15 protein-coding genes are annotated in these 14418 nt (G+C 68.4%); 7 read left to right on the forward strand and 8 right to left on the reverse strand.

Annotated elements, in window-relative coordinates; all coding sequences use genetic code 11:
- Positions 1-189: 189 nt before the first annotated feature.
- Positions 190-636, reverse strand: a complete 447-nt coding sequence (locus Q0309_RS03005) for a hypothetical protein (protein WP_299437308.1) — start codon at positions 634-636, stop codon at positions 190-192.
- Positions 637-933: 297 nt separating this feature from the next.
- Between Q0309_RS03005 and Q0309_RS03010 the strand changes: the two genes are divergently transcribed.
- The 7 genes from Q0309_RS03010 (at position 934) to Q0309_RS03040 (ending at position 8432) form a co-directional block, all read left to right on the forward strand.
- A complete protein-coding gene (locus Q0309_RS03010) occupies positions 934-1854 on the forward strand; it encodes a sulfite exporter TauE/SafE family protein (RefSeq protein WP_299437310.1) in 921 nt (306 codons plus the stop codon).
- Positions 1854-2657 (forward strand): TIGR02186 family protein, encoded by an 804-nt coding sequence (locus tag Q0309_RS03015; RefSeq protein WP_299437312.1) that lies wholly within the window; start codon positions 1854-1856, stop codon positions 2655-2657. The genes Q0309_RS03010 and Q0309_RS03015 overlap by 1 nt, the downstream gene beginning before the upstream one ends.
- A gap of 64 nt (positions 2658-2721) precedes the next feature.
- Positions 2722-3249, forward strand: coding sequence for a universal stress protein (locus Q0309_RS03020; RefSeq protein WP_299437314.1), 528 nt, complete (start codon positions 2722-2724; stop codon positions 3247-3249).
- A 36-nt stretch (positions 3250-3285) separates the two neighbouring features.
- Positions 3286-4821, forward strand: coding sequence for an NAD(P)H-hydrate dehydratase (locus Q0309_RS03025; RefSeq protein WP_299437316.1), 1536 nt, complete (start codon positions 3286-3288; stop codon positions 4819-4821).
- Between the two features lie 40 nt (positions 4822-4861).
- Positions 4862-6331, forward strand: a complete 1470-nt coding sequence (locus tag Q0309_RS03030; RefSeq protein ID WP_299437318.1) for a malonyl-CoA decarboxylase — start codon at positions 4862-4864, stop codon at positions 6329-6331.
- Between the two features lie 246 nt (positions 6332-6577).
- A complete protein-coding gene (locus Q0309_RS03035; protein ID WP_299437320.1) occupies positions 6578-7372 on the forward strand; it encodes a delta-class carbonic anhydrase in 795 nt (264 codons plus the stop codon).
- 112 nt (positions 7373-7484) lie between these two features.
- Entirely contained in the window at positions 7485-8432 is a 948-nt protein-coding gene (locus Q0309_RS03040) for an NAD(P)H-binding protein (RefSeq protein WP_299437322.1), read from the forward strand.
- 137 nt (positions 8433-8569) lie between these two features.
- Here Q0309_RS03040 and Q0309_RS03045 read toward each other — a convergent pair whose 3' ends face one another.
- The 7 genes from Q0309_RS03045 to Q0309_RS03075 all read right to left on the reverse strand — a co-directional run bounded on the left by Q0309_RS03045 (position 8570) and on the right by Q0309_RS03075 (position 14238).
- The gene (locus Q0309_RS03045; RefSeq protein ID WP_299437324.1) at positions 8570-8902 is read right to left on the reverse strand and encodes a helix-turn-helix transcriptional regulator; all 333 of its coding nucleotides are present in this window, start codon (positions 8900-8902) and stop codon (positions 8570-8572) included.
- Between the two features lie 101 nt (positions 8903-9003).
- A complete protein-coding gene (locus Q0309_RS03050) occupies positions 9004-9312 on the reverse strand; it encodes a type II toxin-antitoxin system RelE/ParE family toxin (protein WP_299437326.1) in 309 nt (102 codons plus the stop codon).
- Positions 9313-9375: 63 nt separating this feature from the next.
- The gene (locus Q0309_RS03055) at positions 9376-9741 is read right to left on the reverse strand and encodes a DUF805 domain-containing protein (protein WP_299437328.1); all 366 of its coding nucleotides are present in this window, start codon (positions 9739-9741) and stop codon (positions 9376-9378) included.
- A 188-nt stretch (positions 9742-9929) separates the two neighbouring features.
- Positions 9930-10724: an ATP-binding cassette domain-containing protein gene (locus tag Q0309_RS03060; protein WP_299437330.1), complete on the reverse strand. Its 795-nt coding sequence runs from the start codon at positions 10722-10724 to the stop codon at positions 9930-9932.
- Positions 10725-10743: 19 nt separating this feature from the next.
- Positions 10744-11517 carry an ABC transporter permease gene (locus Q0309_RS03065; protein ID WP_299437332.1) on the reverse strand — a complete coding sequence of 258 codons (774 nt, stop codon included), beginning with the start codon at positions 11515-11517 and terminating at the stop codon, positions 10744-10746.
- A gap of 4 nt (positions 11518-11521) precedes the next feature.
- Positions 11522-12718, reverse strand: coding sequence for an alanine racemase (gene alr, locus Q0309_RS03070; protein WP_299437334.1), 1197 nt, complete (start codon positions 12716-12718; stop codon positions 11522-11524).
- The gene (locus tag Q0309_RS03075; protein WP_299437336.1) at positions 12718-14238 is read right to left on the reverse strand and encodes a replicative DNA helicase; all 1521 of its coding nucleotides are present in this window, start codon (positions 14236-14238) and stop codon (positions 12718-12720) included. Before Q0309_RS03075 ends, alr begins: the two co-directional genes overlap by 1 nt.
- Between the last annotated feature and the right edge of the window lie 180 nt (positions 14239-14418).

Consider the following 14418-nt stretch of genomic DNA (forward strand, 5'->3'; position numbering starts at 1 on the left):
CTATGATCTCGGCGACGCGAAGCGTCGCCGGGGGCGAGCCGAGGGATCTCCCGCGCCGGCACCGCGCCCGGCGAATGGGGAGTCCTCCCCCATTCATGGGAGAGGTCGGGCGGACGTTTGGGCAGGGGACTCCGAACCGAACCCGATCACGCGGACAATGCACCATCTCGGCCACCGACGGCGGTGCGCTTACGACCCGTCCGGCGCCGAGAACAGGGCCTCGGGCAGGCCGTATTGCTCGACCCAGGCGTGCCAGTGCACATCGGTCGGGCCGATGACATGATCAACGAGAACCCACTCATCGTCCTCGCGGCGCGAGAGGCCCATGACGATCTCGCTCATCTCCCCGCTCTCCCAGGCCTCGGCCAGGGGCGTGCTCCACCACTCCAGCGGCTGGCCGCCACGACGCTGCGGAATGGCCTGGATGTAGGCCCATTGGCCGTCCGTGCGCAGCACCTGGATCTTGAACCGCACCAGCCCGATGGTGGCCTTCTCCACCTCGGGGCGCAGCGTATCCAGAATCTCCTTGCGGTCTCGGTCGCGCAGATCGGGCGTCCAGTACGAATCGTCGGCGCCAGCGTAAGACGCCGGCAGCAGGAACAGAACGGCCAACAACAGCCCGGTGACGGCACGCATGGTGACACCCTCCGCAGATGCAAACCAGACGGCCCGTGCGGCCCCCGAAAGCCCGGCGGGACCGGCCGTCCTCTTCGATGCGGATGGATACCACCGATCGGCCGGCGGCACCAAGCCCGCGGCCGCGCTTTTCACGAACGACGTGTAGTCGGCGGGCGAGCCGAACCCAACAGCGCCGCCCTGCAACCGGGTTTTCCCTTGATCCCTTGATGCCACGGCCCATAAATGACCGGCATCCAATTCGATCCGAGTCACGGGAGCTTGTCGACCACGCCATAGGGGGACCTCCGGCTGGCCATGCAGATTTACCTGCCCATCGCCGAGATGTCGGTCAACGTGTTCGTGATCCTCGGCATGGGGTGGGGGATCGGCTTTCTGTCCGGGGCGTTCGGCGTGGGCGGCGGCTTTCTGATGACGCCCATGCTGATGTTCCTGGGCGTCCCGCCCCCGGTCGCGGTCGGCACCGGCGCCAATCAGATCGTGGCCTCGTCGGTCAGCGGCGTCATTGCTCATACCCGACGCGGCAATGTGGATTTTCGCATGGGCGGCGTGCTGCTGGTGGGCGGCCTGCTGGGTTCGACGGCCGGCGTGTGGCTGTTCGCGGTCTTGCAGCGGCTCGGGCAAATCGATCTCGCCATCTCGCTCAGCTACGTGGTGTTCCTGGGCATCGTCGGCGGGCTGATGTTCGTCGAAAGCCTCCAGGCCGTGGTGCGCAGCCGCCGTCGCGGCTCTCGGTCCCGCAACGGCGCCGGGCGGCATAGCTGGATCCACGGCCTGCCGTTCAAGATGCGCTTCCGCAAGTCGAAGCTGTACATCAGCGCCCTGTTGCCCGGGGCGGTGGGCTTCTTCGTCGGCGTGCTGACGGCCATCATGGGCGTGGGCGGCGGCTTCGTCATGGTGCCGGCCATGATCTACCTGCTCGGAATGCCGACTCAGGTCGTGGTTGGCACGTCCCTGTTCCAGATCATCTTTGTGACCGCCAACACGACCTTTCTGCAGGCCACGATGAACCAGACGGTCGACGTGGTCCTGGCGATCCTTCTGTTGCTGGGCGCCGTCATCGGCGCGCAGGCGGGCGCCCAGGCGGGTGCGCGTTTGAAAAGTGAGCAACTGCGCGTGTTGCTGGCCGCGCTGGTGCTGGCCGTGTGCGGCAAGCTGGCCTACGATCTGGTGGCCACGCCGGAGGACGTCTTTTCCCTGGTGCTGGAGGCTTCGTGATGCGCCCCACGCCGAACCGCCGCGCGCCCTGGACGATCGCCGCTGTCTTCGGCTTGATGAGCGGCCTGCTCGCGTTCGTCGTCCTGGTCGTGGCCGGCGCGGCCCGCGCCCAGCAACAGGTGCAGCCCCTGGTGGCCGACCTGTCCAAGCATCTGGTGGCCATCACCACGGCCTTTTCGGGAACCGACGTGCTGCTGTTCGGCGCCACCGACGGCCCGGGGGATCTTGTGCTGGTGGTGCGCGGCCCGCCCACCCGCAAGGTGGTCCGCAAGAAGGCGCGCGTCGCCGGACTGATCTGGGCCAACCGCGACAGCGTCACGTTTGACAACGTGCCCGCGTTCTACCAAGTGTTCGCCAGCCGCCCCCTGGACAAAATCGCGCCGGCCAGCCTGTATTCGCGCCACCAGATCGGCACCGAGCACCTGACGTTCACCCTGGCCGACAAGAGTGTGACCGACTCGTTCGTGCCCGGCTTCCGGGCCGCGCTGGTGCGCCTGAAAAAAAAGCAGGAGTTGTACGGGAGCCGCATTCTGCCCGTCACCCAGCTCGCCAACCGCCTGTTCCGGGCCGAGTTGCATTTCCCGGCCAACATCGCCACAGGCGCGTACAGGGTGGAGGTCTATCTGATCCGCGACGGCGACGTGGTCAGCGCCGAGATCACGCCCCTGATCATCAGCAAGATCGGCCTCGGCGCGGAGATCTTCGACTTCGCCCACAACCGGGCGGCCCTCTACGGGCTCACCGCCATCATCGTGGCCATGGTCACGGGGTGGCTGGCCGCCATTGTCTTGCGGCGCAACTGATCGGTCCGCGCCGGGACCGCGCCTCGTCCCGCCCTGTCCCTTTCCCCTGTCCGTCGGAGGTTCCATGACCGACACCACTCCCGACCGTGAGGACGCGCCCAAACCCGAAACGGGCAACGCCGCAAGCGGTGCGCCCCGCACCTTCCTCGTGGTCGTTGACGACTCGGATGAAATGCGCACCGCCCTGCGGTTCGCCTGCCTGCGCGCCCGCTCGACCCAGGGGCGCGTCGTGCTGATGCGGATCATCGAGCCGCCGGACTTCGAGCACTTCAAGTTCATCGGCGACAAGATGAAATCCGAGGCCCACGGCGACGCCGAGAAGCGGCTGCAGCGCCTGGCCGCAGAGGTGCAAAAGACCTCGGGCCAGACCCCCATGCTGGTGGTGCGCGAAGGCCGCGCGTCGGAGCAGATCCTCAAAACCATCGAGGAAAACCCCGAGATCTCGGTGCTCGTCCTCGCCGCCGCCAAGGGCAAGGACGCGCCCGGGCCGCTGGTCAGCGGGCTGGCGGGCACGTTCGGCTCCCGCCTGAGGGTGCCCGTGATGGTCGTTCCGGCCAATCTGACGGATGCCGACTTCGATCGGTTGACCTGACGCTTGCTCCGGCTTGCCATCACAGGAGGCGCAGCCATGCAACGACATCCCTGGCACCCCGAGAGCGGCGGCGCCGTGCTGACGGTGGCCGAGATGGGACGCGCCGACGCGGCGGCCGTGGCCCGGGGCGTCCCCTCCCTCTCGTTGATGGAGGCGGCGGGCTTCGCCGTCGCCCGCGCGATCCGGCGCCGGTGGTCGCCCCGCCCCGTGGCCGTGCTGTGCGGCCCCGGCAACAACGGCGGCGACGGCTTCGTCGTCGCCCGGCGCCTGCGGGCCGCCGGCTGGCCGGTGCGCATTCACCTGCTGGGCGCGCGCGACCGGCTGTCCGGCGACGCGGCGGTCAACGCGGCCCGCTGGACCGGCCCTGTCGAACCCCTGGACCTCGGCGCCCTGGACGGCGCGGGGTTGGTCGTGGACGCCCTGTTCGGCGCCGGCCTGTGCCGGCCCGTGGAGGGCGTGGCCGGCTCGGTCCTCTCCGCGCTAGCGGCCCGTCCGGCGGTGCCGGTGGTGGCCGTGGACGTGCCCAGCGGCCTCGACGGCGACACCGGGCAGGTGCGCGGCACGGCCGCGCCGGCGGCCCTGACCGTCACCTTTTTCCGGCCCAAGCCGGCGCACCTGCTGGAACGGGGACCGGCCCTGTGCGGCGACCTGGTGGTCGCGGACATCGGCATTCCGCCGGACGTGCTGGACGAGATTGCCCCGAAGGCGACCCTAAACGGGCCGTCGCTGTGGATCCTGCCCCGCCCAGCGCCGCACGACCACAAGTACACGCGCGGCCACGCGGTGGTGTTCGGGGGACCGGTGATGACCGGCGCCGGCCGGCTGGCGGCGCGCGCCGCGCGGCGCATGGGGGCCGGCCTGCTGACCGTGGCGGCGCCGTCCGAGTCCCTGAGCCTGTACGCTCAGGACGCCCCGGGCGTGCTGTGCCGGGCCATCGACCGGCCCGAGGATGTCGAGGCCCTGCTGGAGGACTCGCGACTCAATGCGCTGTTGCAGGGGCCGGGCGCCGGCCGAGGCCCGCACACCGCCGCCCGCGTGCTGTCGCTGCTGTCGCACGGGCGGCCCACGGTGCTGGACGCCGACGCCCTGACCAGCTTCGCCGACGATCCCGGCTCGCTGTTCGACGCCGTCGCCGGCCCCCTGGTGCTGACCCCGCACGAGGGCGAGTTCCGCGCCCTGTTTCCCGACCTGGCGGCCAAACCCCGCCTCGACCGCGCCCGGCAGGCGGCGCGGCGGTCGGGCGCGGTGGTGGTGCTGAAGGGGCCGGAGACGATCGTCGCCACACCCGGTGGTGCGGCCACCATCAACACCAACGCCCCGCCCACCCTGGCCACCGCCGGCAGCGGCGACGTGCTGGCCGGCGCCATCCTGGGCCTGCTGGCGCAGGGAATGCCGGCCTCTGCGGCGGCCGCCGCCGCCGTTTGGCTGCACGGCGCCGGAGCGCGCCTCGCCCCGCCGGGACTGATCGCCGAGGACCTGCCCGAGGCCATGGCCCGCGCGGCGGCCCGGCTGGACACCGGTTCGGCCCCGGCCGGACCATGGTCGGACGCGGACGTCCACCCTATATACTGAAGGGAGATGACGCGCCCGAACCGCCGAGTGGGGGACAGGAATGAACAAGGAGGTTTCGCCGGGATTCTTTGGGCGGCTGAAGACCTGGGGCACGATGTGGCGGGACATCGCCGACAAGGTCTCGGGGGCCGACGGCCTCGTGTCCCTGAACCCGGATCTGCCCGAGGAGGACGCGCGCAAGATCCGCGCCGGCCTCGACGACTGCCTGGCCGCGCGCGGCGGCGAGGTCTCCGCGCGCGCCCGCGCCGCCACCCTGGGCCGCGCCTACCTGAGCCTGAACGACCAGGGCCGCGCCCGGTTCCTGGAAATCCTGGCCCGCGACTACGCCACCGATCACGACCGCGTGCGCGAGACGGCCGGCGCCCTGCTGGACATCGACGGCACGGACTTCGCGGCGTTGCAGGGGGCCGAGGAACAGATGCGGGACGTGCTGGAGCCGCCGCGCCTGCGCCTGCTGCGGCAGTTCAACGCCCTGCCGCGCGGGATAAAGTTCCTGGTCGATATGCGGGCGGAGTTGCTGGAGTTGGCCCGCCACAACCCGGACCTGCGCGGCCTGGAACGGGACCTGCGCGGCCTTCTGTCCGGCTGGTTCGACATCGGATTTCTGGAGTTGCAGCGCATCACCTGGAACTCGCCGGCGGCGTTCCTGGAGAAAATCATCACCTACGAGGCGGTGCATGAGATCCGCAGTTGGGACGAGCTCAAGGACCGACTGGACCACGACCGCCGGCTGTACGCCTTCGTGCATCCCAACATGCCGGAGGAGCCGCTGATCTTCGTTCAGGTGGCGCTGGTCAACGGGCTGGCCGGCAGCATCCAGGAGGTGCTGGATTCGTCGACCCCGTCGCTTGATCCGGAGCAGGCCGACACGGCCATCTTCTATTCCATCTCCAACGCCCAGGCCGGTCTGGCCGGCATCAGCTTCGGCAACTTCCTGATCAAGCAGGTGGTCGAGCGGTTGAGCCATTCCTTCCCCAAGGTGAACACCTTCTCCACCCTGTCGCCGATTCCCGGCTTCCGGAGCTGGCTGGACCGACGCCTGACGGAGGGCGAGGCGGGCCTGCTGACGCAACAGGAGCGCAAGGCCCTGACCCAGGCCACGGCGGCCGACAGCGACAGCGAGACGCGTAGCGCGATCTCAAAAGGCGACTTCAAGGCGCTGGTGGGCAGTTCCGAATGGCTCCGCAGCGAGCCGCTGGCCACCGCGCTGAAGCCCCCCCTGACCCGGCTGTGCGCGCGCTACATCGTCAACGAACGTCGGCCGCCACGGCACGAGGGCCGGGCCGGCTCTGTCCTCGACCCGGTGGCGCATTTCCACCTGACCAACGGCGCCCGGGTCGAGCGCCTCAACTGGCTGGGCGACCGCTCGTCCAAGGGCCTGTCGCAATCGGCCGGCATGATGGTCAACTACCTCTACAAGCTCAACGAAATCGAGCGGAACCACGAGGCGTACCAGGGCCAGGGCAAGGTGGCCACCTCGACCGCCATCCGTAGTCTCACCCGGAGTTGAGCCGGGGGCGGCTGGCCGGCTCCCTCTTCCGCCCACGACCGACGCGGCGATGACCGCGCGAAACGCGCGGCCGGGATCGCGTTCCCGGATGGGACGATTGTCACTGGACAGGAACAAAGTAGTTTAGTATGCGACTCATGTACATCTTGGGGGGTCGTCGATCAGACGCGCGCCGGAGCCTCTCCCCGGAGCGTCTCCAAGGCGCGCGCCATCGTCCAATGACATAAGAACACAGGGAGATCCGTCATGAGTCGCTTGAACTCCACCAGCGCCGCCGTTGCCGCGCTTATCGTCAGCCTGGCAGGCCCGGTCTGGGCCGCCGATCTCTGCGAGGGTTTCGGTCCGCAAACCCCGCGCGATATCTCGGAGCGGGCGGGATCCAACGCCCGCGTGTTCACGCTCGCCCCGGCCGCAAGCGCGATGAACCTGTGCGATATCCACTTTCACGTGAACGCAGAACATAAGGGACCCGGCTATTCCGTTTTTGCCGGCGATGGGGAGCACGGCGGCTATCAATGTAATGAAACCGCCGAGTTGACCGAGGCCGAACGGACCGACCCTGAAGGGGCGCACGGCGCGTGTCACGGTCTGCACGCCGGCGACACCATCGAAGTGCACTGGGTCTACACCTCCTGTGACGTCGACCCCGGACCGGGCTTGGGTTCCTGCCTGTCCGATGCCTGCGCCAACCCGCAGCTGCGTGTGGAGAGCCAGGTCTTCCTGGTGGTCAACGATGACTCCGCGCTCGACTTCGCAGATTTCACCTACGATAGCCAGATGATGAACGGGCTGCATCAGGCCAAGGCCCTGCCCACCGGCACCGGCGAACCCGTGGTGTTCCCCGGCTCGACCACCGGGCCGAAGTACACCCAGGCGGAGTGCTCGCCGATGCAGGTCACCTGGAGCGTTCGCCCGTCCTGCGCCAAGGTCAACATCAGCTCCGTGCACGCGTGGTGCGGGAACAACGCTTTCGGCGAGGATCACGCACACGGCGTGCGCCAGCTCGTCACGGCCACGGAGTTGCTGGCCCCCATGGAGTAGACGACACGGCAGGGTCGGGATGACGCCACGCCGCGTGGCGTCATCCCCCTTGACACGAAGCCGTCCCCGGACACGGATCCGGGGCCTCGACTGTGTTCAAGGAGACTCCGCCATGCCGCCCATCCCGTCCGAAGGTCCCGTCGTCATCCTTGGAGCCGGAGGCCCCACCGGCCTGCACCTCGCCCGGCTGATGATCGACCGGGGGCGGCGCGTGCGCGTGGTCGGCCGGTCGGAGGACAAACTGCTCCGGGTCTTCACCGGGTTGGGCGTCGAGCCCTTCGTCGCCGACCTGACCGACCCGACCGCCGCCGCCGAGGCGATGCGGGACCACCCGCTGGCGTTCGACTGCGTCGGCACCCCCATGGACGCCCTGGAGGATCATCCGAAAACCGCCCGCGCCATCGCCGACGCGGCGGGGCGCACCGGTGCGCGGGTCGTCCATGTCTCCAGTTCCTGGTCGTACCTGCCCGTCCGCGCGCGGGACCTGCCCCTGAACGAGACCCACCCGCGCCAGCGGGGGCCGAAGCCGGCCCGCCTGCGCCGCGAAGCCGAGGATATCCTGCAGGAGGCCGGCGCCTGCATCACGCACCTGCCCGACTTCTATGGTCCGGGCGTTCACGCCAGCACGGCCCAGAAAGCCCTGCGGGAAGGGCTGGACCGCCGTCGCATCGGCTGGATCGGGCCGCGCCACTGTCCGCGTCCCTATGCCTACCTGCCGGATGCCATGCGCATCGTCGCCGACCTGTCGGCCCATTCGGAAGCCTACGGCCAGCGCTGGCTGATCCCCGGCAACGGCGACCTCACCGGGCGCGACATCGCCTGGCTGTGCGAACGCAACATCGGCCTCGCCGTGGCGGTGCAGACGTTCGGGCGCGCGACGCTGACGGTCGCAGCACCGTTCGACCGGACCCTGCGCGGCTTTTTGCCCCTCGTGCCGCACTACATGCGGCCCCTGTCCTTCGACACCAGCAAGCTTGAGGGCCTGCTCGGCCCGCAACGCCTGACCCCGCACGAGCAGGCGGTCAAGGCGACGCTGACATGGCTGGCCGAGCAGAGGTGAGGGCGGCTGACCTGGGGGCCCAACACAGGCTTTCCGAGGCGGCCGGGTTTTCGCCGGCAATCGTCGGCAAGAACCGCCACCCGTGGGCCACACGTCATCGTCAGGCTGGCGCGGTGTTGCGCGCGCCGGCCACGTCTTCACGAGAACAGGTCGTCGAGAGACACGTCGAGGGCCGCGGCGATCGCCTTCGCCGTCGTCAGGGACGGCGTCTTCTTCCCCTTTTCGATCTCGTTCAGCACGGACGCCGACATCCCGGCGGCCCGCGCCAGTTCATATTGCTTGAGCCCTTTTTCCTCACGCCAGATCGTGACAGGGCTTTCACCAGCAAGGATGCGTTTCACGTTTTGATGGCTGATCGTCGGCTCGTTCCGCCGCTCGGCGATCAACGCCATGTCTTCCAGATCCGCGATCCGCTGCTGCATTGCATCGTACTCGGCGCGACTGAGGGTGATGGTCTCGTTTTCAATCATAGGTTCACCCCCATGATTCAGGACGACCCACGATGGAGCGCGGATCACGTCCACGTGCCCCCGACATCCTGCGGCTCCCGGACACAGGGGGATAAGCCGGTTCAATCATAGGCCCTGCTCCGATGGCGGACAGCCGTGACGACCATGACCGCAACAACGTCGTTCTCGATGACAAACAAGACACGGTAATCACCGACCCGAAGGCGGAACTGCTCCCGTCCCTTTAACGCCTTGACTTGATTCGTCAGGCTCTTCGGATCCTCGGCATATTGTTCATATTCGCGACGATCCCGCTCGCCGCCGCTCCAATTTTCCTCAGTTCCTTTAGCGCCTTGGCGGTATACCGGATATCCATGACCACGTTTTCGGTTGGGCGCAGCCATATTTGCCGAGAGCGAATCGCTCGTCAACGCCGGAAAAAGACGCCCCCCCGCCAAGGGAGCGCCCTTTCGCAAGCCGCCCCCGGCGTCGGATCAGACCGCGGCGGCGGTGGGCGCCGTGGGGCCGGGTTTGCCGTACTGGTTCTCGCCCTCCGTGCCCTTCTGGATCATGAGAATAATCAGCCAGATGGTGCCAATAATGGGAATCAGGCTGATCAGGACCCACCAGGCGGTCCGGTCGGTGTCATGAAGCCGGCGGATTGTCACGCCCAGGCTGGGCAGAAGCACGGCGAGGGAATAAAGCAGGGAGAGGACACCCAGGCCAAGGACGGCATCAATAACCGAAGCCACGACGATAAATATAATGTGGAACAACACGAAAAACCAGTACTCCGAGAGGCCAGCACGCCCATTGAAGTTTACATAATTCTTTGTCACGACATGAAGAAACCAGTTCATCGCACTCCCCTCCCGTCGACTTCATTATTCGACCGCCAAGCACCCGCATCCAAAACGGATACCGTCCGGGCAGCCTCTCGGCGCGGCGTGTATGGTAGCAGAAGCGGCTCGCCCCCGAAACAACGTCATTGCCCTGAGCCCGCTCGCGGCGGTCCCGTTGGCCCTACGCCTCGATCCTTGACTCTTTTTTACGCCTCCGCCTCGGCTTCCTCGGTGATCGGGCCGTCGGCGCGGCCGTGCACGAACTGATCGACGTACCCATCGCCGCTGTCGAACACGGCCTTCGCCGGCCCCACCCAGATCAGCCGCCCCTTGTAGAGCATGGCGATGCGGTCGCCGATCTTGGTGGCGCTGGCCATGTCGTGGGTGATCGACAGGGCCGTGGCCCCCAGGTCCTTGGTGGTGGCGACGATCAGGTCGTTGATGACGTCGGCCATGATCGGATCGAGGCCCGTCGTCGGCTCGTCGAAGAACACGACGTCCGGCCGCGCGGCGATGGCCCGGGCCAGCCCGACCCGCTTCTGCATCCCGCCGGACAGCTCGGCCGGGACCAGGTCGGCGACGCGCGGATGCAGGCCGACCTGGTCCAGGCATTCCATCGCCCGGGCACGGGCCTCGGGACGGCGGGCGCGGCGGCCCTGGATCAGGCCGAACGCCACGTTCTCCCACACCTGCAGGCTGTCGAACAGGGCGGCCCCCTGGAACAACATGCCGATATGGGCGTTGACGCGGTCGCGGGCGCGGCCGGTGAGGCCCACGGTCTCCTCGCCGTCGATGGCGATGGACCCGGCATCAGGGCGCAACAGACCGAGGATGCATTTCAGCAGCACGGACTTGCCGCTACCCGAGCCGCCGATCACCACCAAGGACTCGCCGGCCGCGACGTCCAGGTCGATGCCGTCCAGCACCACGTTGGCGCCGAACCGCTTGGTCACGCCGCGCAGGCGGAGTTTGGGGACGGCGCTGTCCTGGCGCGGGGTCATGGCGGGTCCGTCCTGCAGCCTATTGGGCGAAGAAGAGTTCGGTGACGACGTAGTTCAGGATCAGGATCAGGATCGAGGCGGAGACCACCGCGTTGGTGGTCGCGGCGCCCACACCCTGGGCGCCACCCCGGGAATAGTACCCGTGATAGCAGCCCATCAAGGCGATGACGAAGCCGAACACCGCCGCCTTCACCAAGCCGGAGACCACGTCGGTGACCTCCAGGAACTCGACCGTTCGCTCGATGTAGATGGCCGGGTTGAAGCCCAGCTTGGTGGTGCCGATCAGGTAGCCGCCGAACACGCCAATGATGTCGCCGACCAGCACCAGCACGGGCAGCATGGTGACCCCGGCGATCAGGCGGGGCGCGACCAGGTACTTGAACGGGTTGGTCGACAGGGTGGTCAGGGCGTCGATCTGCTCGGTCACCCGCATGGTGCCGATCTCGGCGGCCATGGCGGCGCCGATGCGCCCGGCGACCATCAGCCCGGCCAGCACCGGCCCCAGCTCGCGGGTGATGGAGATGACCACCACCGTGGCCACCGCGCCCTCGGCCGAGAAGCGCGCGAACCCGACATGGGTTTGCAGGGCCAACACCATACCCGAGAAAAACGTCGTCAGCCCGACCACCGGCAGGGAGTAGTAGCCGATTTCCACCATCTGACGGGCGATCAGGCGCGGAAAGAACGGCGGGCGCACCATGTGGCCCACCGAACGGCCGGTGAAGATGGCGAACCGGCCGACCTGCTGGACGAAGGCAAGGAAGACGCGCCCGACGATGGCCAGGAAGTTCACGGCGTCATGTCCTTTCGGTTCCTCCGCCCGGCGCGTCCCCACCGAGAGACCGGCGGGCATACCGGAACCCCAGCGCGGTCAGGATCTCGTAGCCTATGGTCCCGGCGCGGGCGGCCAGATCGTCAACCGGGTTGTGGGGTCCGATCAGATCGATCAGGTCGCCCGGCCGCACCGGTCGTGTCTCCGGAACGGCACTGACATCAAAGGTGACAAGGTCCATCGAGACTCGGCCGACCAGCGGGACCGGCGTCTCCCCGATGTATCCCGTGATCCGGCCACTACAGGCGCGCGGCAGCCCGTCGGCATACCCGACCCCCGCCGTGGCGATGCGACTCCCGGCCGCGCTCCGATGGCTCGCACCATAGCCAACGGCCACGGGAGCGTCAACGTGACGCACCTGAAGGATGCGCGCCTGCAGGCGAACCACGGCGGCCATGGGGTTGGGGCGGCCGGGCGTCGGATTGACGCCGTACAACGCCACCCCCGGGCGGGCCAGGTCATGATGGGCGTCCGACCCCAGGAAGACTCCGGACGAGTTGGCGAGGCTGCCGGGCACGCCCGGGAAGGCCTCTCGCACGGCGGCGAAGGCCTTGAGCTGTTGGGCGTTCATGGGATGGCCCGGCATGTCGGCACACGCCAAGTGGCTCATCACCAGCACGGGGGTGAACGGCTCCAGCGCCCGCCGGTCGCGCCGCAAGGCCTCCAGCTCGGCCGGCGTCAGGCCCAGGCGCGTCATGCCGGTGTCGACGTGGATCGCGGCCGGCGCGCCCGGCACGTGGGCGCGCGCGTGCGCGGCCCAGCCGTCGATCTGCTCGCGGCTGTTCAGCACCGGGATCAGGCCGGCGTCGGTGAACGCGGCCTCCGTACCCGGGGTCGGGCCGGACAGCACGAACAGCCGGCAATCGCGCGGCAGGGTGGGGGCGACCCGTAGGCCCTCGTCCAACTGGGCGACGAAGAACGTGCGGCAACCCGCGCCAACCAGCGCCCGCGCCACGGTCGTATCGCCCAGGCCGTATCCATTGGCCTTGATGACGCCGGCGCACGCTGCGCCCGGGCGCAGGCGATCCCGCAGCCAGCGCCAGTTGCCGGCCAGCGCGTCCAGATCGATGGTCAGGATGCCGTTCGCATGGGGCGCGGCCCCCGCGTCAGCGGACGGAATGGGGGCGGACGGGATGGGAGCGAATGGCGGACCGGCGGACATCAGAACGCCGGCCCGTCCGGCGCGTCGGAGGCTTCCAGGTTGCCGAACCGGGTATAGGTGCCGTCGAAGAACAGCCGCACCGCGCCGATGGGGCCGTGCCGCTGCTTGGCGACGATCACCTCCGCCACGTTGTGCGCCTTTTCGCACCGTTCCAGCCACTTCTGATGCCGCTCGGCGTACTTGTCACCGCTTTCCTCGGCGCGCTGCGTGGGTTCCGCCCGCTCCAGGTAGTACTGTTCGCGGAACACGAACATGACCACGTCGGCGTCCTGCTCGATGGACCCGGATTCACGCAGATCGGCAAGCTGGGGCCGCTTGTCCTCGCGCTGCTCGACGGCGCGGGAAAGCTGCGACAGGGCGATGACGGGCACGTTCAGTTCCTTGGCCAGCGCCTTCAGGCCGCGCGTGATGGCCGAGACCTCCTGCACGCGCGAATCCGAATTGCCCATCTTGCCCGGACTCATGAGCTGCAGGTAGTCCACGACCACCAGGGCCAGCCCCTTCTGCCGCGCCAGCCGGCGGCAGCGGGTGCGCATGGCCGACACGGTCAGGGCCGGCGTGTCGTCGATATGCAGCGGGATGCGGTGCAGGTCGGTGCTTTCCACCACCAGCCGTTCGAAATCCTCGTTCGACAGCTCGCCGGTGCGGATCTTGTGCGACGACACCTCGATCCGCTCGGCCAGGATACGGGTGGCGAGCTGCTCGGCGCTCATTTCCAGCGAGAAGAAGGCGACCGCCTTGCCCTGGTGTTCCTCGTCGGCCTCGTCCGTGCAGTACTTCGCCGCGTTGAAGGCGATGTTGGTGGCCAGGGCCGTCTTGCCCATGGACGGGCGCCCGGCCAGGATCAGCAGGTCGGAGGCATGGAGGCCGCCCAGCTTGCGGTCCAGGTCCAGAAGGCCGGTGGTGATGCCGGCCAGACGCCCTTCCCGCCGGTGCGCCGCCTCGGCCATGTCGATGGCCGTGACCAGCGCCGACTTGAACTCGTGCAGCCCACCGTCGTACTGGCCGTGCGTGGCGAGGTCATACAGCCGCTGCTCGCCAGCCTCGATCAGATCGGTGGCGCTGATGTCGATGTCGTTGTCGTGCGCCTCGTTGACCATGTCGGTGCCCAGCCCTATGAGCTGGCGCCGCAGGTAGTAGTCGTGGATCAGGCGCGCGTAGTCATGCGCGTTGATGATGGTGACCACCGACCCCATCAACGCGGCCAGATAGCGCGCGCCGCCCAGGTCGGAAAGCTCGTCGGCCGAGTCGACGAACGGCTTGACCGTCACCGGATTTGCGACCTGGCCCCGTTCAATCAGCCGCTGGCAGACATCGTAGATGAGCGCGTGCCCGGGGTGGGTGAAATGCTCCGGGCGCAGAAACTCGCCGGCCTTTTCCAGCACCCGGTTGTTGGACAACAGGGCGCCCAGGAAGGCCTGTTCCGCCTCCAGGCTGGCGGGGGGCGCGCGAAAGCCGGCGTGCGCCGCGCCGTCCGCGTCGGACTCGGCGTCCGGGGGGAGAGTGCTTGTCGTGTCCATGCCTCAGCATAGCGCGTCAGCGATGCGAGGCCGAGATCCAGCGCGCCTGTGGAAAAGGGGGATATCGGGGACAGGACGGGGCCGGTCCGCTCAGAGCCCGTCCGGAAAGTCTTGAAGACCGCAATATGTGGGGTGCGGGTCCCCAGAACGAACACCGTCCGTGGTGCCCATAAGGGCTTT

It is taken from the genome of uncultured Rhodospira sp., assembly GCF_937138205.1.
GTDB lineage: Bacteria > Pseudomonadota > Alphaproteobacteria > Rhodospirillales > Rhodospirillaceae > Rhodospira.